Consider the following 25,335-nt stretch of genomic DNA (forward strand, 5'->3'; position numbering starts at 1 on the left):
TTATGAAGCGATACGATGTTTTGGCGTTGATCGAACTGTCTGTTGAAGTTCCTATGCCTAAGGTTAAAGGGGTTGTGAGTGGGTATTCTCCTCATCATAAATTTCATCAGGTGGAGTGTCTTGTTAGCGGGGTTCACACCTACCCTGATGATAAGGTTCTCTATCCTGGGATGACTGTTATGGCGAAAATAAAGTTTGCTAGTTGGGAGTTCTTCGGTAGCGAAATAAGGATTGGGGATGTTTTTGAGGTTAGGGAGTTGGACCGTGTTGTAGGAAAGGGGGTGGTTAAAGAAATATTTTGACTGTCTCTCGGGTGAGAATTTCTGGGGAGGTTATATGAGGCAGAAGGTAGCTATATTTCTGTTGCTGGTGCTCGTATCAGCTTCAGCCCACGCCATCGACAAGAAAGTCAACAACGTCACCATCATGCGCGTGGGCTTCATGGTAGACGCGAATTCTCCGGGTGGAGGCTGGGGCTTCATCGTCAGCAAGCCGGGAGCGGCGGATTGCGGCTTTGGCCTGATGCGCCTGCCGCCGATGAATACCGATGCCGGCAAGGCCATGCTGTCGCTGATGCTGAGCGCCCAGGCCACACAGAACAAACTGCCGGAGATCGCCTATTCGGCCAGCGCCACGGTGAACGCGGTATGCCAGATCACTTCGGCGCAGATAGACAGCGGCGCCTGAGGGGAGAAAGGTACGAGGCCGCAGCCCCGTACCTTGGCGAGAGTGCTTAGAGCGCGGCGATCTTCTGCCGTTGCTCGGCCAGCTTGGCCAGGGCCTGTTCGGCCTCGGCGAGCTTGGCGCGTTCCTTCTCGATCACGTCGGCCGGGGCCTTGGCGACGAAGCCTTCGTTGGACAGCTTGCCGCCGACGCGCTTGACCTCGCCTTCCAGGCGCTGGATCTCCTTGTCCAGGCGCCCCAGTTCGGCGCTCTTGTCGATCAGGCCGGCCATCGGCACCAATACTTCCATGTCGCCGACCAGGGCGGTGGCGGACATCGGCGCTTCCTCGCCGGCTTCCAGCACGCGGATGCTTTCCAGCTTGGCCAGTTTCATCAGCAGCGGCTCGTTGTCGGCCAGGCGGCGGTGGTCGCTGGGCGAGGCGTTCCTGAGGATGATGTCGATGCGCTTGGCCATGGAGATGTTCATCTCGCCGCGGATCTGCCGCACGCCGAGCATCAGCGCCTTGACCCATTCGATGTCGCCTTCGGCGGCGGCGTCGATCCTGCCTTCGTCGGCCACCGGCCAGGGTTGCAGCATCAGGGTCGGGCCTTCCTTGCCGGCCTGGCCCTTGATGCGCTGCCAGATTTCCTCGGTGATGAACGGCATGAACGGGTGCGCCAGGCGCAGGGCCGTCTCCAGCACGCGGATCAGGGTGCGACGAGTGCCGCGCTGGCGCTCGATAGGGGCGTTCTCGTCCCACAGCACCGGCTTGACCAGCTCCAGGTACCAGGCGCAGTACTCGTCCCAGATGAACTCATAGAGGGCCTGGGCGGCCAGGTCGAAGCGGAAGGCGTCGAGCTGGCGGGTGACTTCCTGCTCGGTGCGCTGCAACTGGGAGATGATCCAGCGGTCGACCGAGGACAGCTCGACCGGCTCGCCGTTGACCCCGGTGTCCTGGCCATCGGTGTTCTCGATGACGAAGTTGGCGGCGTTCCAGATCTTGTTGCAGAAGTTGCGGAAGCCTTCGACGCGGCCCATGTCGAACTTGATGTCGCGGCCGGTGGAGGCCAGCGAGCAGAAGGTGAAGCGCAGGGCGTCGGTGCCGTAGCTGGCGATGCCTTCGGGGAATTCGGCGCGGGTCTGCTTGGCGATCTTCTCCGCCAGCTTCGGCTGCATCATGCCGCTGGTGCGCTTTTGCAGCAGGGTATCGAGGTCGATGCCGTCGACGATGTCCAGCGGGTCGAGCACGTTGCCCTTGGACTTGGACATCTTCTGGCCCTGGCCGTCGCGCACCAGGCCGTGGACATAGACGGTCTTGAACGGGATCTGCGGGGTGCCGTCGGGGTTCTTCACCAGGTGCATGGTGAGCATGATCATCCGCGCGACCCAGAAGAAGATGATGTCGAAGCCGGTGACCAGCACGTCGGTGGGGTGGAAGGTCTTGAGGAACTCGGTCTGCTGCGGCCAGCCGAGGGTGGAGAAGGTCCACAGGCCGGAGCTGAACCAGGTGTCGAGAACGTCTTCGTCCTGGCGCAACTCGACCTCGTTGCCGAGCTTGTGCTTGGTGCGCACCTCGACCTCGTCGCGGCCGACGTAGACGTTGCCGGCCTCGTCGTACCAGGCCGGGATGCGGTGGCCCCACCAGAGCTGGCGGCTGATGCACCAGTCCTGGATGTCGCGCATCCAGGAGAAGTACATGTTCTCGTACTGCTTGGGCACGAACTGGATACGGCCGTCTTCCACGGCGGCGATGGCGTCTTCGGCCAGCGGCTTGGTGCTGACGTACCACTGGTCGGTCAGCCAGGGCTCGATGACGGTGCCGGAGCGGTCGCCCTTCGGTACTTTCAGCGCGTGATCGTCGACCTTCTCGAGCAGGCCCATGGCCTCGAACTCAGCGACGATGGCCTTACGCGCGGCGAAGCGGTCCATGCCGGCGTAGCTCTGCGGCAGGCTGGGGTCGAGGTTCGGGTTGACGCTGCCGTCGAGGTGGAACACCTGGGCCTGGGCCAGCACCGCGGCGTTCTTGTCGAAGATGTTGATCAGCGGCAGGTCGTGGCGCTTGCCCACTTCGTAGTCGTTGAAGTCGTGGGCCGGGGTGATCTTCACGCAGCCGGTGCCGAATTCGCGGTCGACGTACTCGTCGGCGATGATCGGGATGTGCCGGCCGACGATCGGCAGTTCGGCGAACTGGCCGATCAGCTTGGCGTAGCGCTCGTCTTCCGGGTGCACCGCGACCGCGGCGTCGCCCAGCAGGGTTTCCGGACGGGTGGTGGCGACCACCAGGTAATCCAGGCCTTCGCTGGTCTTCGCGCCGTTCACCAGCGGGTAGCGCAGGTGCCAGAGGTGGCCCTTCTCGTCGTGGTTTTCCACTTCCAGGTCGGAAATCGCGGTGTGCAGCTTGGTGTCCCAGTTCACCAGGCGTTTGCCGCGGTAGATCAGGCCGTCTTCATGCAGGCGCACGAAGGCTTCCTTGACCGCTTCGGAGAGGCCGTCGTCCATGGTGAAGCGCTCGCGCGACCAGTCCACCGAGGAGCCCAGGCGACGAATCTGCCGGGTGATGTTGCCGCCGGACTGTTCCTTCCATTCCCAGACCTTCTCCAGGAACTTCTCCCGGCCGAGGTCGTGGCGGCTCACGCCCTGGGCGCCGAGCTGGCGCTCGACCACCATCTGGGTGGCGATGCCGGCGTGATCGGTGCCCGGCTGCCACAGGGTGTTGCGGCCCTGCATGCGGCGGTAGCGGATCAGCGCGTCCATGATCGCGTTGTTGAAGCCATGGCCCATGTGCAGGCTGCCGGTCACGTTCGGCGGCGGGATCATGATGGTGTAGGGCTGGCCTTCGCCGCTCGGAGCGAAGTAGTCGTTGGACTCCCAGGTCTCGTACCAGGAAGTCTCGATGGCGTGCGGCTGGTAAGTCTTGTCCATGCGAAAGGGGACCAAAGCTGAATATGGCTGGGGAAAATGCGAAGAAAGTCCGGGAGTATAGCGGGGATGGCGGCCCAGGGGTAAGGCCGCGGGCCGCGGCGGGCGCCCGCCGCGTCCGGATCAGCCGTTGCGTTGGCCGAGCAGGCGACCCAGGCGGGCTTGCAGGCGGCGGCGCAGTTCGGCTTCGATCTGCGGGGCGAAGTCGTCGATGACTTCCTGCAGGATCAGTTCGGCGGACGCTCGCAACTCGTCGTCCAGGCGCTCCTGTTCGGCGGGCGCCAGCCCTGCCGTGGTGGCTGCCGCGGCCTGCGGCTCTGGCGCGCGCGGGGCGGTACCGGGGGAGACGACGTCGGAGAGCAGGGGAATGTTGTCCGGCTCGAAGGATTCGGTCAGCAAGGGCGGCTCGTTCCGTTCGTAGAGCAGGTCGTGGATCGACTCCAGATCATCGAGCAACTGCTCCGGGGGTTGTGTCGGTTTGTGGCTGTCCATGGTCGTGCACTTCAGATACGCGGCAGGCGATGGTCCTGTAGAGGATAGCCCTGCTCCCGGTAGAAGCGGAATTTATCCCGTGCCGCCTGGCGGATCGCCGGCTCCTCGACCACCAGTTCGGCCACCCGCGAAAAGTTCGCGACGAAGCCGGGGGCCTCGAGGGTCAGGTTGATCAGCAGGTCGCGATGGTTCCCCGGGGGCTCGCCCAGGCCCAGGGCGACGGGCGCCTCGGCGTCTTCCTCGGCCAGGCTGTGAGGAATGAAGGCCTCGCCGCGGAAGCTCCACAGGCGGCCGTCCAACTCGCTGCGCTGCGCCTCGTCGGCGCAATGCAGGTAGACCCGCATGCCCTGCCGCCAGGCCTTCTCGGCCAGGCGGCAGGCGACCTGCAGGCGCGCCGACGGATCGGCGCTGGGGATCACGTAGAAATCGACCCGGGTCACTTGGCCCGTTCCAGCAGGTACTGGGTCAACAACGGAACCGGGCGGCCGGTGGCGCCTTTGTCCTTGCCGCCGCTGATCCAGGCGGTGCCGGCGATGTCCAGGTGCGCCCAGTGGTATTTCTTGGCGAAGCGCGAGAGGAAGCAGCCGGCGGTGATGGTGCCGGCCTTCGGCCCGCCGATGTTGGCGATGTCGGCGAACGGGCTGTCCAGCTGTTCCTGGTATTCGTCGAACAGCGGCAATTGCCAGGCGCGGTCGTCGGCGAACTCGCCGGCCTTGAGCAGTTGCCTGACCAGCGCTTCGTTGTTGCCCATAAGGCCCGAGGTGTTGCTGCCCAGGGCGACGATGCAGGCGCCGGTGAGGGTGGCGATGTCGATCACCGACTGCGGCTTGAAGCGCTCGGCGTAGGTCAGTGCGTCGCACAGCACCAGGCGCCCTTCGGCGTCGGTGTTGAGGATCTCGACGGTCTGCCCGCTCATGGTGGTGACGATGTCGCCCGGACGGGTGGCTCCGCCGCTGGGCATGTTCTCGGCGCAGGCGAGCAGGCCGACCAGGTTGATCGGCAACTGCAGTTCGAGCACCGCGCGGAAGGTGCCGAAGACGCTGGCGGCGCCGCACATGTCGAACTTCATCTCGTCCATGCCCAGGCCCGGCTTGAGGCTGATGCCGCCGGTGTCGAAGGTGATGCCCTTGCCGACCAGCACGTGCGGGGCCTGGTCCTTCTTCGCGCCGTTGTATTGCAGGACGATCAGCCGCGGCGGCTGGTCGCTGCCCTGGGCGACGGCGAGGAACGAGCCCATGCCCAGCTCGCGCAGTTTCTTCTCGTCGAGGACCTCGACCTTCAGGCCCTTGAACTCCTTGGCCAGGCCCTTGGCCTGCTCGCCGAGGAACGTCGGATGGCAGACGTTCGGCGGCAGGTTGCCGAGATCACGGGTCAGGGCCATGCCATTGGCGATGGCCTGGGCTTCCTTGCTGCCTTGCTCGACGGCGGCGCTGTCGGCCTTGTCGGCGAGCAGGGTCAGCTTCTTCAGTTTCAGCGGCTCGGCTTTCTGGCTCTTGTAGCGATCGAACACGTACAGGCCATCGGCCAGGGTTTCCACCAGCAGACGCGCCTTCGCGTGGGCATCGCGGCCTTTCACCGCGAGATCGCCGAGGGCCAGCGCGGCATCGGCGCCGGCCAGGCCCTTGAGGGTCGACAGCACGGCGGAGGCCAGCTTGCGGTACTGGCGGTCGCCCAGTTCGCGCTCCTTGCCGGCGCCGACCAGCAGCACGCGCTCGGCCTTGAGATTGGGCAGGCTCTGCAGGAGCAGGGTCTGGCCGACCTTGCCGGCCAGGTCGCCACGCTTGAGCACTGCGCTGATGGCGCCGCCGGTGGCGTCGTCGACCGCCTTGGCGCTGGCGCCGAGCTTGCGGCCTTCGCCTACGGCGAGCACCAGGGTGGCGGTTTTCAGGGTTTCCGGGCGTACGCTTTTAACAAGGAATTCCATGGAAGAGGTCCCCAATACAGACAGTCGGGATGGCGCAAGGGGCGGCATCCGTTAGCGGTAAGCGATTGTTCCGAGCACGATTCGTCCCGAGGACTGACGGTCGCCGCCGGGGCGGTGACGCAGGCAGCGACAGCTTAGTCGTTGCGGCGGGGGTCGTTCCATGCCGAGGATGGCAACCGAGGTTCTACAGCGCCGGAGCCGGGTTGGCGGTGCTTCCCGGCCGTTGCCGCACATGGTCGCACAACTGCGGCGTGTCTGGCACGACTGTGTACGCATGGGAACCCGCGGCCATGCCGCGTCCCTATAATGAACGTTTCGTTCCGCAGGAGTCGCACCGTGCCCGCCAGCAAACCTGTCGCGGATCCCGCCCGGAGTACCGACCCACGCGATTACCAGCGAGTCGGCCGGCCGCTCGGGGTCATGGCCAAGACCTTCCCGGCGGGTTTCGTGGTCGCCGAGCATCGGCACGAGCGGGCGCAGTTGATCCATGCCCTGTCGGGCGTGATCGAACTGCATGTCGGTCGCACACTATGGCTGGTCCCGCCGCAGCGCGCGGTATGGATGCCGGCGGGGATGGCGCACGCGATGCTGGCGCGCGGCGAGGTCCGCTTGCACACCGTCTATGTCCGGCCGCAGTCCTGCCCGCCGGAATTCCCCCGGGTGCCGCGCGGAGTGATGGTCAGCCCATTGTTGCGCGAGTTGATCGTGCGCGCCGCCGGCCTGCCGTTGTTGTACGACGAGCGCGGCCGGGAGGGGCGGTTGATGGCGGTGCTGCTGGACGAACTGGAGTGGTCGCGGGAACAGCCCCTGGCCTTGCCCGACCCCGCGGACCGACGCCTGGGAAGAATCTGCCAGGCGCTGCTGGAGAACCCGGCCGACCCTCGCGGGCTGGAGGAGTGGGCGCGCTACGTGGGGGCGTCCTCGCGGACCCTGGCACGGCTGTTTCTCTCCGAACTGGGAGTGACCTTCGTCCATTGGCGCCACCAGGTGCGCCTGGCCGCCGCCCTGCCACGCCTGGCGGCTGGCGAAGCGGTGGCGCGGATCGCCGTGGATCTCGGCTACCAGACGCCCAGCGCATTCAGTGCCATGTTCCGACGCCTGACCGGGAGCACGCCGAGCCGCTACTTCGCCTTGTCCGATTCGGCGTAGCCTTCGTCCGTTGGCGGACGGCGCCGACGCGGCAGGATTCCTATGCTGGGCCCGTTTCCAGACGACCGCCCCGGGAGGCAAGCATGCAACGACTGAACGTGGAATTCCGCTCCGAGGGTGTCGCCCTGCGCGGCTGGCTGTATTTGCCGGAGGCGCGTGCCGAGCGGCCGGCGATCGTCATGACGCACGGTTTTTCCGGGGTGAAGGAGCAGTACCTGGACCGTTACGCCGAGGTATTCGCCGCCGCCGGCTTCGTCGTGCTCCTCTACGATCATCCGAACTTCGGCGACAGCGACGGCGAGCCGCGCCAGGAAATCGATCCGGTGATGCAGCGTCGCGGCTATCGCGACGCGATCACCTGGTTGGGCGCCCAGGCACGGGTCGACGCGAGGCGCATCGGCATCTGGGGAACCAGCTACAGCGGCGGACATGTGCTGGAAGTGGCCGCACTGGATCGGCGGGTGAAATGCGTGGTGGCGCAGGTGCCGACCGTCAGCGGCCATGCCTCGGCGTTGCGCCGGACCCGCGCCGAGCAGTTGCCGGCATTGCTGGCAAGCTTCGACGCGGACCGCCAGCGGCGCTTCGAGGACTTGCCGCCGGCGCTGTTGCCGGCGGTCGCCGCGGGCCCCGACGAGCCTTGCGCGATGGCCGGCGCGGACGCCCACCGGTTCTTCACCGACAGCGCGGCGCTGGCGCCGAACTGGTGCAACCGGGTGACCCTGCGTAGCGCCGAGCTGGCGCGGGAGAACGAGCCAGGCATTCACATGGCGCGGATCAGCCCCACGCCGCTGCTGATGATCGTCGCCGACCGGGACCTGCTCACGCCCACGGACCTTTGCCTGGAGGCCTACCAGCGGGCATTGCCGCCCAAGCGGCTGCTGATGCTCGCCGGCGGCCATTTCACGCCGTACATCGAGCATTTCGACGCCACCAGCCAGGCCGCGGCAGACTGGTTCGTCCGTCATCTCGGAGAGGGCGGCGAGCAATCAGCGACGGTCGTCGAATAAATCGGCAAGCGCTGAACGAGCGTTCGCCTCGACGGTCTATCGGGCTCTTGGTTCGGCCTGCGCAGTGACAGGCCCGCCGAATCGCAGGATAATGCCGGCTATTTTCTCCGCGCCATGCCGCCATGGCCGGAAACGCGTGATGACGGGGCCGACGGGCCCCGTCAGAGCCTGGCAACCCAGGAGTGTCCGGATTGATCGTTTTCCGTTATTTGTCCCGTGAAGTGCTGGTCACCATGAGCGCCGTCAGCGCCGTGCTGCTGGTGATCATCATGAGTGGCCGTTTCATCAAGTACCTGGCGCAAGCGGCGCAGGGGTTGCTCGACCCCGGTTCGCTGTTCCTGATCATGGCGTTCCGGATTCCCGGCTTCCTGCAGTTGATCCTGCCGCTTGGCCTGTTCCTCGGCATCCTGCTGGCCTACGGGCGGCTCTACCTGGAAAGCGAGATGACCGTGCTCTCGGCGACCGGCATGAGCCAGAAGCGCCTGCTCGGCTACACCATGGCGCCGGCGCTGCTGGTGGCGATCCTGGTGGCCTGGCTGAGCCTGTTCCTGGCGCCCCAGGGCATCAACCAGTTCGCCCTGCTGTTGAACAAGCAGGATACCCTGACCGAGTTCGACACCCTGGTCCCGGGCCGTTTCCAGGCAATGCGCGACGGTACCCGGGTGACCTATACCGAGGAACTGTCGAAGGATCGCGGCGAACTGGCCGGCATCTTCATCTCGCAGAAGGACCTCAACAGCAGCAACCAGGAACGCGGCATCTCCATCCTGGTGGCGGAGAAGGGCACCCAGAACATCCAGGCGGATGGCAGCCGTTACCTGATCCTGCACAATGGCTACCGCTACGACGGTAATCCCGGGCAGGCCAACTACCGGGCGATCCAGTACGACACCTATGGCGTGATGCTGCCCAAGCCCGAGGCCAGCAGCGAGGTGAGCGAGCGCGACGCGGTGCCCACCGCCGACCTGTTCGGCAGCGACAACCCACGCTACCAGGCCGAATTGCAGTGGCGTCTGTCGACCCCGCTGCTGGTGTTCGTGGTGACCCTGCTGGCGGTGCCGCTGTCGCGGGTCAACCCACGCCAGGGGCGCTTCCTCAAGCTGCTGCCGGCGATCCTCCTTTATATGGGCTACCTGGCTCTGCTGATCGCTGTCCGTGGCCAGTTGGACAAAGGCAAGATCCCCATGGCCATCGGCCTGTGGTGGGTCCACGGACTATTCCTGGCGATCGGTCTTCTTCTGTTCTATTGGGAACCCTTGCGCCTGAAGCTGGCGTCCTCCCGTGCCGGTCGCGAGGTGGCGCATGGTTAAGCTCGATCGTTACATCGGTGTCACCGTCTTCGTCGCGATCCTCGCGGTGCTCGGGGTGATCCTCGGCCTGGCGCTGCTGTTCGCCTTCATCGACGAACTCAACGACATCAGCGCCAGCTACGGCATCGGCGACGCCCTGCGCTTCATCTTCCTCACCGCGCCACGGCGCGCCTACGACATGTTGCCGATGGCGGCGCTGATCGGCTGCCTGGTCGGCCTCGGCACCCTGGCCAGCAACAGCGAACTGACCATCATGCGCGCGGCCGGGGTATCCCTGTCACGGATCGTCTGGGCGGTGATGAAACCGATGCTAGTGCTGATGCTGGCCGGCATCCTGGTTGGCGAGTACGTCGCGCCCTGGACCGAGAACATCGCCCAGAGCGGCCGCGCCCTGGCCCAGGGCGGCGGCGATTCGCAAAGTTCCAAGCGCGGTCTGTGGCATCGCCAGGGGCGCGAGTACATCCACATCAACGCGGTGCAGCCCAATGGCGTGCTGTACGGCGTGACCCGCTACCGCTTCGACGAGCAGCGTGGCCTGGAATCGGCCAGTTTCGCCAAGCGCGCGCGCTTCGAGACCGATCACTGGCAACTGGAAGAGGTCACCACCACCTTGCTGCATCCGAGGGAAAAGCGTTCCGAGGTGGTCAAGCTACCGACCGAACGCTGGGATGCCCAGCTCAGCCCGCAACTGCTGAACACTGTGGTGATGGAGCCCGAGGCGCTGTCTATCAGCGGTCTCTGGCAGTACATCCACTATCTCGCCGACCAGGGCCTGAACAACAACCGCTACTGGCTGGCGTTCTGGACCAAGGTCCTGCAACCGCTGGTGACCGCCGCGCTGGTGCTGATGGCGATTTCCTTCATCTTCGGTCCGTTGCGCTCGGTGACCCTGGGCCAGCGGATCTTCACCGGCGTGCTGGTGGGCTTCGTCTTCCGCATCGCCCAGGACCTGCTCGGTCCCTCCAGCCTGGTGTTCGACTTCCCGCCGCTGCTGGCGGTGGTGATCCCCGCCTCGATCTGCGCACTGGCGGGTGTCTGGCTGCTACGCCGGGCGGGCTGACAGGCCCGGCAGGCCGGGTATGAAAAAAGGCCACCCACGGGTGGCCTTTGTGCTTCCTTGTCGCGTCGGGCTGGAGCCTGGCCGCCGGCGCGACAAAGGCCAAAACAGCGCGTTCTGCGGACCTGTTTCGCTCACTTCTTGTGAGTGTTCTTCGGCAGCCTGACCACCTGGCTCTCCGAATAGCGGTCGTGCCAGGTACGCTTGTCCTTGTCCCAGAGCATCCAGAGGAAGCCGAGGCCGAGGCACAGCCAGGAGGCGATGGCGATCATGAAGCGCAGCAGCGCCTGGAGCAGGCTGATGGCGCTGCCGTCGCGGTTCTGCACGCGCAGTCCCCAGACCTGCATGCCCAGGGTCTGGCCGTTGTGGGTCCAGAATTTGGCGAAGAAGCCGAACAGGGCGAACACCAGCAGGGTCGAGAGCAGCGGGTCGCCGATCAGCGCGCCGCGGTCGGCCAGTTCGCGCAGATGCTCGCTGCCGTAGATCAGTCGAAGGATGCCTTGCTGGTAGACCAGGGTGACCACCATCATCAGCGCCACGCAGAGCAGGAAGTCATAGAACATCGCCGCCAGGCGGCGGACCAGACCGGCAGGGGCATAGTCGCCCTGGGGAGAAAGCATGTGTTTCGGCATCGGCGTGTTCCGTGCGGGGCAAAGCCGGGGATTATACGTCCATCCGCAGCTTGCGCCGCCCATCCGGGCAACGCTTTTCCCCGGCTGTTCTAGTCTTTGCGCAGACCCCAATCATTACGAGTCTTTTCTATGCCGATTCCGGTGAAGCGAGCCAGGAGAAAGGCGCTCCGGCTGTCGTTGTCCGTGCTGGTCGGGGTGATGCCGATCGTCCTGGGGCTGCTCATCCTCTACTGGCAGGCCGAGCGAAGCCTCCAGGAGACGTCCGAGCAGGCAGCCGGGAATGCGGTGCGGCAGTTCGAACGGATGCTCGACAACGCTGCGCTGGCGGCGCGCAAGGTCATGCCGGTGGCGGGGCGCCCCTGTCCCGAGGCCGAACTGGCGCTGCGCGAGCAAGTGGCGATCATGCCGTTCGTACGCTCGGTCAATTTGACGCGCGACAATACGATCTATTGCACGTCGTTGTTCGGCGGCTTCGACGAGCCGGTGCGGATCGAGAACTATGTCGACGGACGCCTCTTGCTGATGCCCGGTAACCAGGTCACGCCGGACGCCGCGCTGCTGGTCCTGCGGGACTCCGACGGCAAGCGCGGGGTATTGGCGGCGATCGACGGGCGCTACTTGAGCTACGTGCTGGACCTCGTCGACCGACGTAGCCGACAGGTGCTGGTGGTCGGTCCCAATTGGCTGGATGCCGAGGGCCGCACCCACCGCGACGCGCCGCCCACCTATGAGGTCGCCGCCGTATCGCTCGCTTCGCAGCGTTATCCGTTGCGGGTGCTGTCGGGCTTCCCCGAGGGCGAGGAATGGCGATCGATCCGCTCGCAGAACCCGGCGATGTTCGGCCTGCTACTGTTCTTCGGACTGCTGGCCGGCACTCTGTGCTACTGGCTATCCAGGCGGGTCGCCTCGCCCAGCAGCGAACTGCGCCGGGCCCTGGAGGCCAACGAGTTCATTCCCTACTACCAGCCGCTGAGTCCCGGCCAGGGCGGACGCTGGATAGGCGTCGAGGTGCTCATGCGCTGGCGTCATCCGCGCGAGGGACTGATCCGGCCCGACCTGTTCATACCTTTCGCCGAGCGCTCGGGATTGATCGTACCGATGACGCGCGCGCTGATGCGCCAGGTCGCGGAAGACCTGGGCGGGCATGCCGGGAAGCTGGAGCCAGGCTTCCACATCGGTTTCAACATCAGTGCCACCCATTGCCACGAACTGGCCTTGGTGGACGACTGTCGCGAGCTGTTGGCGGCGTTTCCGCCCGGGCACATCACCCTGGTCCTGGAACTGACCGAGCGCGAGCTGATCGAGTCGAGCGAAGTCACCGACCGCCTGTTCGACGAATTGCATGCCCTGGGAGTGAAGATCGCCATCGACGATTTCGGCACTGGACATTCCAGCCTGGCCTACCTGCGCAAGTTCCAGGTGGACTGCCTGAAGATCGACCAGAGCTTCGTCGCCCGCATCGGCATCGATACTCTTTCCGGGCATATTCTCGACAGCATCGTCGAGCTGTCCGCCAAGCTCGACCTGGATATCGTCGCCGAAGGCGTGGAGACTCCCGAGCAGCGTGACTACCTGGCCGCCCGCGGGGTGGATTACCTGCAGGGCTACCTGATCGGCCGGCCGATGCCGCTGGAGAGTCTGCTTTCCAGTCTGACTGTGCAGGAAGGGCAGGGGGCTTCCGTCGTCGCACTGCCGGCGGACCGAGGCTAGCGGCTGAAAGTCCCGCGCCAGGGGCGAGCTGCCAGCTTATTCGTCACGGATGAGCAAAAGACCCGCAGACCGAACAGGTACAAACCGCCCCTGGCGCGACAAGAAGCCCGCATCCGCGGGGCTTCTTTTTGGCGTCGGCTGTGGTAGATTTTTTTTGCCGAGCTGGGAAGACAGCAGCTCGGGTAAAAGGCAGCGTCTCGACTCCAGCGCTGCCTTTTTTTATTTGCAGGCCGGATCAGCCAGATCGCGGACAACAAAAAACCGGCGCGAAGGCCGGTTTCTCTGCTGTCCTGTGCTCCCCCTGGAAACGCTTGGGAAGTCAGGATGGTGCCTCGGGAGAGACTCGAACTCTCACTCTGTCGCCAGAAACGGATTTTGAATCCGCCGCGTCTACCGATTCCGCCACCGAGGCAATGGCGGCGCAGTATAGGGAGGCGCCTACCGTTGGTCAATCGGGTTCGTGGCGGGGAAAACACATTTCCGGTAAGCTACGCGGCCTTTCGAGAGTCTCCCCATGCGTGTCGCCGATTTTCATTTCGACTTGCCCGAGGCCCTGATCGCCCGTCATCCCCTGCCTGAACGCCGCGCAAGCCGCCTGTTGGCGCTGGATGGCCCGACGGGAACCCTCGCCCACAGACAATTCGCCGATCTCCTGGACTACCTGCGTCCGGGCGACCTGATGGTGTTCAACAATACCCGGGTGATCCCGGCGCGCCTGTTCGGCCAGAAGGAGTCCGGTGGCAAGCTGGAAGTCCTGGTCGAGCGCGTGCTCGACCAGGACCGGGTGCTTGCCCACATACGCGCCAGCAAGGCGCCCAAGCCCGGTATGCGGATCCTCGTCGAAGGCGGTGGCAGCGCGGAGATGCTGCAACGCCACGACGCCCTGTTCGAACTCGCTTTCGCCGAGCCTGTGCTGCCTTTGCTGGAGCGGGTCGGGCACATGCCGTTGCCTCCCTATATCGACCGACCGGACGATGCGGCCGACCGCGAGCGCTACCAGACCGTCTACGCCCAGCGCGCCGGTGCGGTGGCGGCCCCGACCGCCGGCCTGCACTTCGACGAGGCGCTGCTCGAGGCGATCCGCGCGAAGGGGGTGGATACCGCCTTCGTTACCCTGCATGTCGGCGCCGGTACCTTCCAGCCGGTGCGTGTCGAGCGCATCGAGGACCATGTGATGCACCGCGAATGGCTGGAGGTCGGCCAGGACGTGGTGGACGCGGTTTCCGCCTGCCGGGCTCGCGGGGGCCGGGTAGTCGCCGTCGGCACCACCAGCGTGCGCTCGCTGGAAAGCGCGGCACGCGACGGTGAGCTGAAGCCCTTCAGCGGCGACACCGACATCTTCATCTACCCGGGCCGGCCGTTCCATGTGGTCGATGCCCTGGTCACCAACTTCCACCTGCCCGAATCCACCCTGCTGATGCTGGTCTCGGCCTTCGCCGGCTACCCGGAGACCATGGCCGCCTACGCCGCGGCGGTGGCGCAGGGCTATCGCTTCTTCAGTTACGGTGATGCCATGTTCATCACCCGCAATCCCGCGCCCCGCGGACCCGAGGACTGATCCATGAGCTTCATGAACTTCGAGCTGCTGGCGACCGACGGCAAGGCCCGTCGCGGCCGCCTGACCTTCCCCCGCGGCGTGGTCGAGACCCCGGCCTTCATGCCGGTGGGCACCTACGGCACGGTGAAGGGCATGTTGCCGCGCGACATCGAGGACATCGGCGCGCAGATCATCCTCGGCAACACCTTCCATCTCTGGTTGCGCCCGGGCACCGAGGTGATCCAGCGCCACGGCGACCTGCACGACTTCATGCAGTGGAAAGGCCCGATCCTCACCGATTCCGGCGGTTTCCAGGTGTTCAGTCTGGGAGCCATGCGCAAGATCAAGGAGGAGGGCGTGACCTTCGCCTCGCCGGTGGACGGCGCCAAGGTCTTCATGGGGCCGGAGGAGTCCATGGCGGTGCAACGCGCCCTGGGCTCGGACATCGTGATGATCTTCGACGAGTGCACGCCGTACCCGGCCGACCATGACGTCGCCAAGCGCTCCATGGAGCTGTCGCTGCGCTGGGCCAAGCGCTCGAAGATCGCCCATGGCGATAGCCCGTCGGCGCTGTTCGGCATCGTCCAGGGCGGTATGCACGAGGACCTGCGCCTGCGCTCGCTGGATGGCCTGCAGGAGATCGGCTTCGACGGCCTGGCCATCGGCGGCCTGTCGGTGGGCGAGCCGAAGGAAGAGATGATCCGCGTGCTCGATTTCCTGCCGCCGCAGATGCCGGCCGACAAGCCGCGCTACCTGATGGGCGTGGGCAAGCCGGAAGACCTGGTGGAAGGCGTGCGCCGCGGCGTGGACATGTTCGACTGCGTGATGCCGACGCGCAATGCGCGCAACGGCCACCTGTTCGTCGACAGCGGGGTGATCAAGATCCGCAACTCGGTACACAAGCACGACGACTCCACGCTCGACCCGACCTGCGACTGTTACACCTGCAAACATTTTTCCCGCGCCTATCTGCACCACTTGGACAAGTGCGGGGAAATGCTCGGTAGCATGCTCAATACCATCCACAACTTGCGGCATTATCAGCGGGTTATGGCTGGTTTGCGCGAGGCAATCCAACAGGGTACATTGGCCGCCTTTGTCGATGCCTTCTATGCCAAGCGCGGCCTTCCCACGCCGCCGCTGGATGCCTGACTTTCCTTTATCCAACTCTATTGCTTTGTGACAGGAGTGCTACATGAGCTTTCTAATTCCCGCTGCCTACGCCGACGCAGCCGCTCCGGCAGCCGCTGGCCCGGCCGGCACCGGTTTCGAGTGGGTCTTCCTGGTCGGCTTCCTGGTCATCTTCTACCTGATGATCTGGCGTCCCCAGGCCAAGCGCGCCAAGGAACACAAGAACCTGCTGGGCAACCTGCAGAAAGGTGACGAAGTCGTCACTTCCGGCGGTATCGCCGGCAAGGTGACCAAGGTCGCCGACGATTTCGTCGTGGTCGAGGTTTCCGACAACGTCGAGCTGAAGTTCCAGAAGGCCGCGATTGCCGCGACCCTGCCGAAAGGCACCCTGAAAGCGATCTGATTTTCACCTAAACACATGACGGGGCGCGCAAGGCGCCCCGCGTCATAACGGGCGGTGTCATGCTCAACAAGTATCCTCTGTGGAAATATCTGCTGATCCTGGCGGTCCTCGCCGTCGGGTTCATCTATTCCGCACCCAACCTCTACCCGGACGACCCGGCGGTGCAGATCAGCGGCGCCAGCACGGCGCTGCAGGTCACCCAGGCCGATGTCGACCGCGCTGCCAAGGCGCTGACCGACGCCGGTATCGCGGTGAAGGCCGACAGCCTGTCGAAGAAGGGCGGCCTGATCCGCCTGGTCAAGCAGGACGACCAGCTTCCCGCCAAGGAAGTGGTGCGCCGGACCCTGGGCGACGACTACGTGGTGGCGCTGAACCTGGCCCAGACCACTCCCGAGTGGCTGCGCAAGCTGGGCGGCAGCCCGATGAAGCTCGGCCTGGACCTGTCCGGCGGCGTGCACTTCCTGCTGGAAGTGGACATGGACAAGGCGGTCGATGCCCGCCTGAAGGTCTATGAAAGCGAAGTGAAGAGCCTGCTGCGCAAGGAGCGCGTGCGCTACCGCAGCCTGCCGATCCAGGATCGCGCGATCCAGCTCGGCTTCACCGACAGCGAATCCCTGGACAAGGCGCGCAGCCTGATCGCCAAGGACTTCCGCGATTTCGAGGTCGTGCCCGAAGAGCGCAACGGCCTGCAGGTCCTGCGTGTCGCCCTGACCCAGGCCAAACTGGCGGAAATCCGCGAGTACTCCATCAAGCAGAACCTCACCACCGTCCGCAACCGGGTCAACGAGCTGGGCGTATCCGAGCCGCTGGTGCAGCGCCAGGGCGCCAATCGCATCGTGGTCGAGCTGCCGGGCGTGCAGGACACCGCGGAAGCCAAGCGGATCCTCGGCAAGACCGCCAACCTCGAATTCCGCCTGGCCGCCGAGCCGGACGCCCTGAAGTCCGCCACCGAGACCTTCGAGTTCCGCGAGCCGCGCCGTCCGCCGGTGCCGCTGGAGCGCGGGGTGATCATCACCGGCGACCAGGTCACCGACGCCAGCGCCAGTTTCGACGAGAACGGCCGCCCGCAGGTGAACATCCGCCTGGATGGCCATGGCGGCGAGCTGATGAACCGCGCCACCCGCAACAACGTCGGCCGCAGCATGGCGGTGGTGTTCATCGAGCAGAAGCCGGTGACCCGCTACACCAAGCAGATGGTCGATGGCGTCGAGAAGGAGGTCGCGGTTCCGGCGTTCAAGGAAGAGAAGCAGATCATCAGTCTGGCGACCATCCAGTCGCCGCTGGGCAACCAGTTCCGCATCACCGGCCTCGATGGCCCGGGCGAGTCCTCCGAACTGGCCCTGCTGCTGCGTGCCGGCGGCCTGGCTGCACCGATGTACTTCGCCGAAGAACGCACCATCGGCCCGAGCCTGGGGGCGGACAACATCGCCAAGGGTGTCGATGCGTCGCTCTGGGGCATGCTCTTCGTATCGCTGTTCATCATCGTCATCTACCGTTTCTTCGGCGTGATCGCCACCGTTGCGCTGGCCTTCAACATGGTCATGCTGGTAGCGCTGATGTCGATCCTCGGCGCGACCCTGACCCTGCCGGGCATCGCCGGTATCGTGCTGACCATGGGCATGGCGGTGGACGCCAACGTGCTGATCTTCTCGCGGATACGCGAGGAGCTGGCCAATGGCATGTCGGTCCAGAGGGCGATCCACGAAGGCTTCAACCGTGCCTTCACCGCGATCCTCGACGCCAACCTGACCTCGCTGCTGGTCGGCGGCATCCTCTACGCCATGGGCACCGGCCCGGTGAAAGGATTTGCCGTGACCATGTCGCTCGGCATCATCACCTCGATGTTCACGGCCATCATGGTCACCCGCGCAATGGTCAACCTGATCTTCGGCGGGCGTGACTTCAAGAAGCTGTGGATCTAAGGGGGCTGAGATGAATATCAAGATCGGTACCATCAACTTCATGGGCATCCGCAACATCGCGTTTGCCGTCACCCTGATCCTGACCGTCATCGCCCTGGGCAGCTGGTTCACCAAGGGCATCAACTTCGGCCTCGACTTCACCGGCGGTACGCTGATCGAGCTGACCTACGAACAACCGGCCGATCTCGGCAAGGTGCGTGGTCAACTGGTCGGCGCCGGCTACGAGGACGCCGTGGTGCAGAGCTTCGGCGACGCCCGCGACGTGCTGGTGCGGATGCCCAGCGAGGACCCGGAACTGGGCAAGAAGGTCGCTACCGCCTTGCAGCAGGCCGATACCGGCAACCCGGCGAACCTGAAGCGGGTCGAGTACGTCGGCCCGCAGGTGGGTGAAGAGCTGCGCGACCAGGGCGGCCTCGGCATGCTCCTGGCGCTGGGCGGCATCCTGCTGTACGTCGGCTTCCGCTTCCAGTGGAAGTTCGCCCTCGGGGCGATCCTCTCGCTGGTGCACGATGCGATCATCGTGATGGGCGTGCTGTCGTTCTTCCAGGTGACCTTCGACCTGACCGTCCTCGCCGCGGTGCTGGCGGTAGTCGGTTACTCGCTGAACGACACCATCGTGATCTTCGACCGGGTGCGCGAGAACTTCCGCGTGCTGCGCAAGGCCAGTCTGATCGAGAACCTGAACATCTCCACCAGCCAGACCCTGTTGCGCACCATCGCCACCTCGGTCTCCACGCTGCTGGCCATCGCCGCGTTGCTGTTCTTCGGCGGCGACAACCTGTTCGGTTTCTCCATCGCCTTGTTCGTCGGTGTAATGGCGGGTACCTACTCGTCGATCTACATCGCCAACGTGGTCTTGATCTGGCTGAACCTGACCAGCGAGGACCTGATCCCGCCGCAGGCCAAGGACACCGTCGACGATCGCCCCTGAGGCGCTCTGGTTCGGCACTTCGGCGCCTGCCGGTCACTCGAGGACTCCCGCTTTTGGCGGGAGTTTTCGTATCTGCGCCAACGAAACGTTTGTCGGGAGCCTGGAACTTGGTGGTTTTTGCCCAGTCCTAGGCAAGGCAAAGGGCGAACATAGCCCGCATTGGATGAAAGCCAGGAGGTACATGTGAACAAGTCGATGCTCGTCGGGGCCGTTCTGGGTGCCGTAGGCGTGACCGCAGGTGGCGCGGTAGCCACCTATAGCCTGGTGGATCGCGGTCCCGACTACGCCGAGGTCGTCGCTGTCCAGCCGGTCAAGGAAACCATCAAGACGCCGCGCCAGGTCTGCAAGGACGTGGCCGTGACCCGTCAGCGTCCGGTCAAGGACCAGCACCAGATCGCCGGTACCGCCATCGGTGCGGTGGTCGGCGGCTTGCTGGGCAACCAGATCGGCGGCGGTACCGGCAAGAAGATCGCCACCGTGGCCGGCGCCGTCGGCGGCGGCTACGCCGGCAACAAGGTGCAGGAAGGCATGCAGGAGCGTGACACCTACACCACCACCGAAACCCGCTGCAGCACCGTGCACGACAGCAGCGAGAAGGTCGTCGGCTATGACGTGAAGTACATGCTCGACGGCAAGGCCGGGCAGATCCGCATGGAGCGCGATCCGGGCAGCCAGATCCCGGTCGACAAGAATGGCCGGCTGATCCTCAGCCAGGGCGAAACGCTGCGCTGAGCCTGACTGTCGCAATGATGCACAAGGGCGCCCGCGGGCGCCCTTGTGCATTTTCATGGAGATGAAAAACCCGGCGCCAGGCCGGGTTCTTCGTCAGCGGCGGATCAGCGCTTCAGCGACGGCGGCAGGTGCGGCTGGATGGTGGTCAGCAGTGCCTTGAAGCATTTGGTGTTGCCGGCGACGATGTGACCCTTCTCGAGGAATTCGTGGCTGCCGGTGAAGTCGCTCACCAGGCCGCCGGCTTCCTGTACCAGCAGGGCGCCTGCCGCCATGTCCCATTCGGACAGGCCGAATTCCCAGAAGGCGTCGTAGCGTCCGGCGGCGACGTAGGCCAGGTCCAGGCTGGCGGCGCCGGCGCGGCGGATGCCGGCGGTCTGGCCGACCAGGCTGCGGAACATGTTCAGGTAGTTGTCGAGATTGTCGATCTGGTTGTCGCGGAACGGGAACCCGGTGCCGAGCAGGGCGCCTTCCAGGCTCTTGCGGCCGCTGACGCGCAGGCGGCGACCGTTGAGGGCGGCGCCGCGACCGCGGCTGGCGGTGAATTCTTCCTGGCGTACCGGGTCGAGGACCACGGCGTGCTCCAGGCGGCCCTTGTACTTGCAGGCGATGCTCACGGCGAAGTGCGGTACGCCATGGATGAAGTTGGTGGTGCCGTCCAGCGGATCGATCACCCAGAGGTAATCGGCGCCCTCGCCGCTGCCTTCGATGAAGCCGCCTTCCTCGCCCATGATCGCGTGAGTCGGATAGGCCTTGCGCAGCGCGGCGACGATGGTCTGCTCGGCGGCGCGATCGACTTCGGTCACGTAGTCCTTGGCATCCTTCTCGTTGACCGAGATGACATCCAGGCGTTCGATGGAGCGGAAAATCAGTTCGCCGGCGCTGCGAGCGGCGCGCAGGGCGATATTCAGCATAGGCTGCATGGAGAGGTCACCTGGGTCGTTAAAGAAAGCCGGCCATTCTAGCAGAAACCGATGGCGTTTGAAGGGCGACCTGTCGGCCGCATGGTATAAAGCTGACCTCTGCTGTAGGATTTCACACCCTTCAGTAACTTGGCGTTGGAGAGCATCGGCGTTGCTCGACCGTATTCGTGTGGTGTTGGTCAACACCAGTCATCCCGGCAACATCGGCGGGGCGGCCCGTGCCATGAAGAACATGGGCCTGTCGCAACTGGTGCTGGTGCAGCCGGAAAGCTTTCCCCACGGCGACGCGGTGGCGCGGGCTTCCGGCGCCACCGACATCCTCGACGCCGCAAGGGTGGTGGACACCCTGGAAGAGGCCCTGAGCGGCTGCAGCGTGGTGCTCGGCACCAGCGCCCGCGACCGGCGGATTCCCTGGCCGCTGCTGGATCCGCGCGAGTGCGCGACGACCTGCCTGGAGCACCTGGAGGCGAATGGCGAGGTGGCCCTGGTATTCGGGCGTGAATATGCGGGTTTGACCAACGAAGAATTGCAGCGCTGCCAGTTCCATGTGCATATCCCCTCCGATCCCGAGTTCGGCTCGCTGAACCTGGCGGCCGCGGTCCAGGTGCTCACCTACGAGGTGCGCATGGCGTGGCTGGCGGCCCAGGGCAAGCCGACCAAGATGGAAAAGTTCGAGTCCACCTCGATGCTCAACACCGAGCTGGTGACGGCCGACGAGCTGGAACTCTATTACGCGCATCTGGAGAGGACGCTGATCGATATCGGCTTCCTCGATCCGGAGAAGCCGCGCCACCTGATGTCGCGGTTGCGGCGCCTGTATGGGCGCAGCGCGATCAGCAAGCTGGAAATGAATATCCTGCGCGGGATCCTGACCGAAACCCAGAAGGTGGCCCGAGGCCTGTCCTACAAGCGGAGTGACGACTGATGTTCGAACGTGTGCGTGAAGATATCCAAAGCGTATTCCACCGTGATCCGGCGGCTCGCAACGCACTCGAGGTCCTCACCTGTTATCCGGGCCTGCACGCCGTCTGGCTGCATCGGCTGGCCCACGGCTTGTGGACGTCCGGCTGGAAGTGGCTGGCGCGCCTGGTGTCCAATTTCGGCCGCTGGATGACCGGCATCGAGATCCACCCGGGGGCCAGGATCGGCCGGCGCTTCTTCATCGACCACGGCATGGGCATCGTCATCGGCGAAACCGCCGAGATCGGCGACGACGTCACCCTCTACCAGGGCGTCACCCTGGGCGGTACCACCTGGAACAAGGGCAAGCGCCACCCCACCCTCGGCAACAACGTGGTGGTCGGTGCCGGTGCCAAGGTGCTCGGCCCGTTCACCGTCGGCGAGGGCGCCAAGGTCGGCTCCAATGCCGTGGTGACCAAGGAAGTCCCGCCGGGTGCCACCGTGGTCGGCATTCCCGGGCGGATCATCATGCGCGAGGATACCGAGCAGCAGGCCAAGCGCCAGGCGATGGCGGAGAAACTCGGCTTCGATGCCTACGGAGTCAGCCAGGACATGCCGGACCCGGTGGCGCGTGCCATTGGTCAGTTGCTCGATCACCTGCAGGCCGTCGACGGCCGGCTCGAGGGCATGTGCCAGGCGCTCACCGCCCTGGGGAGCGACTACTGCGCGAAGGATCTGCCGGTATTGCGCGAGGAGGATTTCGCCGGGGTCAAGGACGAGGATGGCAATCCGGCCGCGTAATGCGCGGCCGGCGGCTTTCTGCTAGCATGTAGCGCCCTGAATTTGCCTAATCCTGAGTAATTTGATCGGTCTTATAGTTGACCTAATTACTCGGATAAGAGCATAATCCGCGTCAACCCCGAATGATCCCGATGGGAAAAGCCCATGCGTCTGACCACCAAAGGCCGCTACGCCGTAACCGCCATGCTCGACCTGGCGCTGCATGCTCAGCAAGGTCCGGTCTCGCTGGCCGATATCTCCGAACGCCAAGGCATTTCCCTGTCCTATCTCGAACAGCTGTTCGCCAAGTTGCGCCGTGGCAACCTGGTGACCAGCGTGCGCGGCCCGGGCGGCGGCTACCAGCTGTCCCGCCATATGTCGGGCATCCATGTGGCGCAGGTGATCGACGCGGTCAACGAATCCGTCGACGCGACCCGCTGCCAGGGGCAGGGCGATTGCCACTCCGGCGATACCTGTCTGACCCACCACCTGTGGTGCGACCTCAGTTTGCAGATCCATGAGTTCCTCAGCGGCATCAGCCTGGCCGATCTGGTCAGCCGCCAGGAGGTCCAGGAGGTCGCGCTGCGCCAGGACGAACGCCGTTGCTCAGGCAAGACGCCTCGTCTCGACAAGATTGAAGCGTCCGCCATCGACTGAGCAGGGCGCCAGCCTGTAGGAGTTACCTGATGAAATTGCCGATCTACCTCGATTACTCCGCGACCACTCCCGTCGATCCCCGCGTCGCCCAGAAAATGAGCGAATGCCTGCTGATGGACGGCAACTTCGGCAACCCGGCTTCGCGTTCCCACGTGTTCGGCTGGAAAGCCGAGGAGGCCGTGGAGAACGCCCGTCGCCAGGTGGCCGAACTGGTCAACGCCGATCCCCGCGAGATCGTCTGGACCTCCGGCGCCACCGAGTCCGACAACCTGGCGATCAAGGGCGTCGCGCACTTCTACTCGGGCAAGGGCAAGCACATCATCACCTCGAAGATCGAGCACAAGGCGGTCCTCGACACCTGCCGCCAGCTGGAGCGCGAAGGTTTCGAAGTGACCTACCTGGAGCCAGGCGAAGATGGCCTGATCACTCCGGCACTGGTCGAGGCGGCGCTGCGTGACGACACCATCCTGGTCTCGGTCATGCACGTGAACAACGAGATCGGCACCGTCAACGACATCGCCGCCATCGGCGAGCTGACCCGCTCCCGCGGCGTGCTGTTCCACGTCGACGCCGCACAGTCGACCGGCAAGGTCGAGATCGACCTGGACAAGCTCAAGGTCGACCTGATGTCCTTCTCCGCGCACAAGACCTACGGCCCGAAAGGCATTGGCGCGCTTTATGTCCGGCGCAAGCCGCGCGTCCGCATCGAGGGCCAGATGCACGGCGGCGGCCACGAGCGCGGCATGCGCTCCGGCACCCTGGCCACCCACCAGATCGTCGGCATGGGCGAGGCGTTCCGCATCGCCAAGGAAGAAATGGCCCAGGAGAACGCCCGCGTGCTGGCGCTCCGCGACCGCTTCTTCGCGCAGATCGACGGCCTGGAAGAGCTCTACATCAACGGCAGCATGACCTCCCGCGTCCCGCACAACCTCAACGTCAGCTTCAACTACGTCGAGGGCGAGTCGCTGATCATGGCGCTCAAGGACCTCGCGGTCTCCTCCGGTTCGGCCTGTACCTCGGCGTCCCTGGAACCGTCCTACGTATTGCGCGCCCTGGGCCGCAACGACGAACTGGCGCATAGCTCCATCCGCTTCACCTTCGGTCGCTTCACCACCGAGGAAGAGATCGACTATGCCGCGAAGAAGGTGGTCGAGGCCGTTTCCAAGCTGCGCGAACTGTCGCCGCTGTGGGATATGTACAAAGAGGGCGTCGACCTGTCCCAGGTCGAATGGCAGGCGCACTGAGCGCCTCGTGCCCCGGAAAAACGTGAGGATTAGCCATGGCATATAGCGAAAAGGTCATCGACCACTACGAAAACCCGCGCAACGTCGGCAAGCTCGACGCTGCCGATCCCAACGTCGGCACCGGCATGGTCGGCGCGCCGGCCTGCGGCGACGTGATGCGCCTGCAGATCAAGGTCAACGAGCAGGGCGTGATCGAAGACGCCAAGTTCAAGACCTACGGTTGCGGTTCCGCGATCGCCTCCAGCTCCCTCGCCACCGAGTGGATGAAGGGCAAGACCCTGGACGAGGCGGAAACCATCAAGAACACCACCATCGCCGAAGAGCTGGCCCTGCCGCCGGTGAAGATCCACTGCTCCGTTCTCGCCGAAGACGCCATCAAGGCCGCCGTTCGCGACTACAAGCAGAAGAAGGGTTTGCTCTAAGCCGCTCGTGACGAGTAAGGAGTTGCAATGGCCATCAGCATGACCGAAGCCGCCGCCAAACACGTGCAGCGCTCCCTCGAGGGGCGCGGCAAGGGCGAGGGTATCCGTCTTGGCGTGCGCACCACTGGCTGTTCCGGGCTTGCCTATGTCCTCGAATTCGTCGATGAACTGGCGGCCGAGGACCTGGTCTTCGAGAACCATGGCGTGAAGGTCATCATCGACCCGAAAAGCCTGGTCTATCTCGATGGCACCGAGCTGGACTTCACTCGCGAAGGGCTCAACGAAGGCTTCAAGTTCAACAATCCCAACGTTCGTGGCGAATGCGGCTGCGGCGAAAGCTTCAACGTCTGAGGCCGGCGTGGGTAAACCCTGTCATTTCGCCCAGTTCGACCTGCAACCGGCTTTCCTGGTCGATCTCGACGAGCTCGGCCAGCGCTATCGCGAGTTGGTGCGCAGCGTCCATCCCGACCGTTTCGCCGACGCTCCCGAGCGCGAGCAGCGTCTCGCCCTGGAGCGCGCGGCGCAACTGAACGAGGCCTACCAGACCCTGAAGAGCGCTCCGCGCCGGGCCCTGTACCTGTTGACCCTGAGTGGTCACGAGTTGCCCTTGGAGGCTACGGTGCAGGATCCGGAGTTTCTCCTGCAGCAGATGCAGCTGCGCGAGGAACTGGAGGAGTTGCAGGACAGCGCCGACCTGGCCGGCGTGGCGACCTTCAAGCGTCGGCTCAAGGCCGCCCAGGCCGAGCTGGAGCGCGAGTTCGCCGCGTGCTGGGACGATGCGCAGCGCCGCGAAGAGGCCGAACGCCTGGTCCGTCGCATGCAGTTCCTCGACAAGCTCGCGCAGGAAGTGCGCCAGCTGGAAGAGCGACTCGACGATTAATCCCTGCGGCCC

Annotated in this window: 26 protein-coding genes and 1 tRNA gene; 20 read left to right on the top strand and 7 right to left on the bottom strand. The window is 64.9% G+C overall.

Annotation, left to right across the window (positions count from 1 at the left end):
* Positions 1-2: 2 nt before the first annotated feature.
* Both HMPREF2924_RS35365 and HMPREF2924_RS02590 read left to right on the top strand, forming a co-directional pair.
* A complete protein-coding gene (locus tag HMPREF2924_RS35365) occupies positions 3-302 on the top strand; it encodes a hypothetical protein (RefSeq protein ID WP_123794452.1) in 300 nt (99 codons plus the stop codon).
* 34 nt (positions 303-336) lie between these two features.
* Positions 337-687 (top strand): hypothetical protein, encoded by a 351-nt coding sequence (locus HMPREF2924_RS02590; protein WP_003129589.1) that lies wholly within the window; start codon positions 337-339, stop codon positions 685-687.
* A 46-nt stretch (positions 688-733) separates the two neighbouring features.
* Here the strand turns inward: HMPREF2924_RS02590 and HMPREF2924_RS02595 are convergent, their stop codons facing one another.
* The 4 genes from HMPREF2924_RS02595 to HMPREF2924_RS02610 all read right to left on the bottom strand — a co-directional run bounded on the left by HMPREF2924_RS02595 (position 734) and on the right by HMPREF2924_RS02610 (position 5,999).
* Positions 734-3,586: a valine--tRNA ligase gene (locus HMPREF2924_RS02595; RefSeq protein ID WP_003092872.1), complete on the bottom strand. Its 2,853-nt coding sequence runs from the start codon at positions 3,584-3,586 to the stop codon at positions 734-736.
* A gap of 120 nt (positions 3,587-3,706) precedes the next feature.
* Positions 3,707-4,075 (bottom strand): hypothetical protein, encoded by a 369-nt coding sequence (locus HMPREF2924_RS02600; protein ID WP_003112023.1) that lies wholly within the window; start codon positions 4,073-4,075, stop codon positions 3,707-3,709.
* A gap of 11 nt (positions 4,076-4,086) precedes the next feature.
* The gene (holC, locus tag HMPREF2924_RS02605; protein ID WP_003129595.1) at positions 4,087-4,515 is read right to left on the bottom strand and encodes a DNA polymerase III subunit chi; all 429 of its coding nucleotides are present in this window, start codon (positions 4,513-4,515) and stop codon (positions 4,087-4,089) included.
* Complete coding sequence (locus HMPREF2924_RS02610; RefSeq protein WP_003092867.1) at positions 4,512-5,999, bottom strand: leucyl aminopeptidase; 1,488 nt, start codon at positions 5,997-5,999, stop codon at positions 4,512-4,514. Before HMPREF2924_RS02610 ends, holC begins: the two co-directional genes overlap by 4 nt.
* 336 nt (positions 6,000-6,335) lie before the next feature.
* On the opposite strand from HMPREF2924_RS02610, the gene HMPREF2924_RS02615 reads away from it, so the two are divergent.
* The 4 genes from HMPREF2924_RS02615 to lptG all read left to right on the top strand — a co-directional run bounded on the left by HMPREF2924_RS02615 (position 6,336) and on the right by lptG (position 10,525).
* Positions 6,336-7,148 (top strand): AraC family transcriptional regulator, encoded by an 813-nt coding sequence (locus HMPREF2924_RS02615; RefSeq protein ID WP_003129596.1) that lies wholly within the window; start codon positions 6,336-6,338, stop codon positions 7,146-7,148.
* Positions 7,149-7,231: 83 nt separating this feature from the next.
* The gene (locus HMPREF2924_RS02620; protein ID WP_003129598.1) at positions 7,232-8,155 is read left to right on the top strand and encodes an alpha/beta hydrolase; all 924 of its coding nucleotides are present in this window, start codon (positions 7,232-7,234) and stop codon (positions 8,153-8,155) included.
* 191 nt (positions 8,156-8,346) lie between these two features.
* Positions 8,347-9,465 carry an LPS export ABC transporter permease LptF gene (gene lptF / locus HMPREF2924_RS02625; RefSeq protein ID WP_003092864.1) on the top strand — a complete coding sequence of 373 codons (1,119 nt, stop codon included), beginning with the start codon at positions 8,347-8,349 and terminating at the stop codon, positions 9,463-9,465.
* Positions 9,458-10,525, top strand: a complete 1,068-nt coding sequence (lptG, locus tag HMPREF2924_RS02630) for an LPS export ABC transporter permease LptG (RefSeq protein WP_003092863.1) — start codon at positions 9,458-9,460, stop codon at positions 10,523-10,525. The genes lptF and lptG overlap by 8 nt, the downstream gene beginning before the upstream one ends.
* Positions 10,526-10,656: 131 nt before the next feature.
* Here the strand turns inward: lptG and HMPREF2924_RS02635 are convergent, their stop codons facing one another.
* The gene (locus HMPREF2924_RS02635) at positions 10,657-11,154 is read right to left on the bottom strand and encodes an RDD family protein (RefSeq protein ID WP_003092862.1); all 498 of its coding nucleotides are present in this window, start codon (positions 11,152-11,154) and stop codon (positions 10,657-10,659) included.
* 129 nt (positions 11,155-11,283) lie between these two features.
* Between HMPREF2924_RS02635 and HMPREF2924_RS02640 the strand changes: the two genes are divergently transcribed.
* Complete coding sequence (locus HMPREF2924_RS02640; protein WP_003092861.1) at positions 11,284-12,864, top strand: EAL domain-containing protein; 1,581 nt, start codon at positions 11,284-11,286, stop codon at positions 12,862-12,864.
* A 325-nt stretch (positions 12,865-13,189) separates the two neighbouring features.
* Here HMPREF2924_RS02640 and HMPREF2924_RS02645 read toward each other — a convergent pair.
* Positions 13,190-13,276: transfer RNA gene (locus HMPREF2924_RS02645), tRNA-Leu, on the bottom strand.
* Positions 13,277-13,378: 102 nt separating this feature from the next.
* Here HMPREF2924_RS02645 and queA point away from each other — a divergent pair.
* From queA to HMPREF2924_RS02675, 6 genes are all read left to right on the top strand, one after another.
* Positions 13,379-14,422, top strand: a complete 1,044-nt coding sequence (gene queA, locus HMPREF2924_RS02650; RefSeq protein WP_003129773.1) for a tRNA preQ1(34) S-adenosylmethionine ribosyltransferase-isomerase QueA — start codon at positions 13,379-13,381, stop codon at positions 14,420-14,422.
* Between the two features lie 12 nt (positions 14,423-14,434).
* Positions 14,435-15,553, top strand: a complete 1,119-nt coding sequence (gene tgt / locus HMPREF2924_RS02655; protein ID WP_003100607.1) for a tRNA guanosine(34) transglycosylase Tgt — start codon at positions 14,435-14,437, stop codon at positions 15,551-15,553.
* Between the two features lie 43 nt (positions 15,554-15,596).
* Positions 15,597-15,935, top strand: a complete 339-nt coding sequence (gene yajC / locus HMPREF2924_RS02660) for a preprotein translocase subunit YajC (protein ID WP_003092856.1) — start codon at positions 15,597-15,599, stop codon at positions 15,933-15,935.
* A 59-nt stretch (positions 15,936-15,994) separates the two neighbouring features.
* Positions 15,995-17,857, top strand: coding sequence for a protein translocase subunit SecD (gene secD / locus HMPREF2924_RS02665; protein ID WP_003092854.1), 1,863 nt, complete (start codon positions 15,995-15,997; stop codon positions 17,855-17,857).
* A 10-nt stretch (positions 17,858-17,867) separates the two neighbouring features.
* The gene (gene secF / locus HMPREF2924_RS02670; protein WP_003092852.1) at positions 17,868-18,788 is read left to right on the top strand and encodes a protein translocase subunit SecF; all 921 of its coding nucleotides are present in this window, start codon (positions 17,868-17,870) and stop codon (positions 18,786-18,788) included.
* 183 nt (positions 18,789-18,971) lie between these two features.
* On the top strand, positions 18,972-19,520 hold the full coding sequence (locus tag HMPREF2924_RS02675; RefSeq protein WP_003092848.1) for a glycine zipper 2TM domain-containing protein: 549 nt from the start codon (positions 18,972-18,974) through the stop codon (positions 19,518-19,520).
* Positions 19,521-19,624: 104 nt separating this feature from the next.
* Here HMPREF2924_RS02675 and suhB read toward each other — a convergent pair whose 3' ends face one another.
* Positions 19,625-20,440, bottom strand: a complete 816-nt coding sequence (gene suhB / locus HMPREF2924_RS02680) for a type III secretion system regulator SuhB (protein ID WP_003092845.1) — start codon at positions 20,438-20,440, stop codon at positions 19,625-19,627.
* 151 nt (positions 20,441-20,591) lie between these two features.
* Here suhB and trmJ point away from each other — a divergent pair, with 151 nt between their 5' ends.
* The 7 genes from trmJ to hscB all read left to right on the top strand — a co-directional run bounded on the left by trmJ (position 20,592) and on the right by hscB (position 25,323).
* On the top strand, positions 20,592-21,365 hold the full coding sequence (gene trmJ / locus HMPREF2924_RS02685) for a tRNA (cytosine(32)/uridine(32)-2'-O)-methyltransferase TrmJ (protein WP_003092842.1): 774 nt from the start codon (positions 20,592-20,594) through the stop codon (positions 21,363-21,365).
* Entirely contained in the window at positions 21,365-22,141 is a 777-nt protein-coding gene (gene cysE, locus HMPREF2924_RS02690; RefSeq protein ID WP_003092839.1) for a serine O-acetyltransferase, read from the top strand. The genes trmJ and cysE overlap by 1 nt, the downstream gene beginning before the upstream one ends.
* A 144-nt stretch (positions 22,142-22,285) precedes the next feature.
* A complete protein-coding gene (iscR, locus tag HMPREF2924_RS02695) occupies positions 22,286-22,777 on the top strand; it encodes a Fe-S cluster assembly transcriptional regulator IscR (protein ID WP_003092836.1) in 492 nt (163 codons plus the stop codon).
* A 29-nt stretch (positions 22,778-22,806) separates the two neighbouring features.
* The gene (locus HMPREF2924_RS02700) at positions 22,807-24,021 is read left to right on the top strand and encodes an IscS subfamily cysteine desulfurase (protein WP_003092832.1); all 1,215 of its coding nucleotides are present in this window, start codon (positions 22,807-22,809) and stop codon (positions 24,019-24,021) included.
* A gap of 35 nt (positions 24,022-24,056) precedes the next feature.
* Positions 24,057-24,443 (top strand): Fe-S cluster assembly scaffold IscU, encoded by a 387-nt coding sequence (iscU, locus tag HMPREF2924_RS02705; protein ID WP_003092829.1) that lies wholly within the window; start codon positions 24,057-24,059, stop codon positions 24,441-24,443.
* Between the two features lie 27 nt (positions 24,444-24,470).
* The gene (gene iscA, locus HMPREF2924_RS02710) at positions 24,471-24,794 is read left to right on the top strand and encodes an iron-sulfur cluster assembly protein IscA (RefSeq protein WP_003092826.1); all 324 of its coding nucleotides are present in this window, start codon (positions 24,471-24,473) and stop codon (positions 24,792-24,794) included.
* Positions 24,795-24,801: 7 nt separating this feature from the next.
* Positions 24,802-25,323, top strand: a complete 522-nt coding sequence (hscB, locus tag HMPREF2924_RS02715) for a co-chaperone HscB (protein WP_003092824.1) — start codon at positions 24,802-24,804, stop codon at positions 25,321-25,323.
* The last annotated feature ends 12 nt before the right edge of the window (positions 25,324-25,335 follow it).

This window comes from Pseudomonas sp. HMSC063H08 (genome assembly GCF_001813645.1).
Lineage (GTDB): Bacteria > Pseudomonadota > Gammaproteobacteria > Pseudomonadales > Pseudomonadaceae > Pseudomonas > Pseudomonas aeruginosa.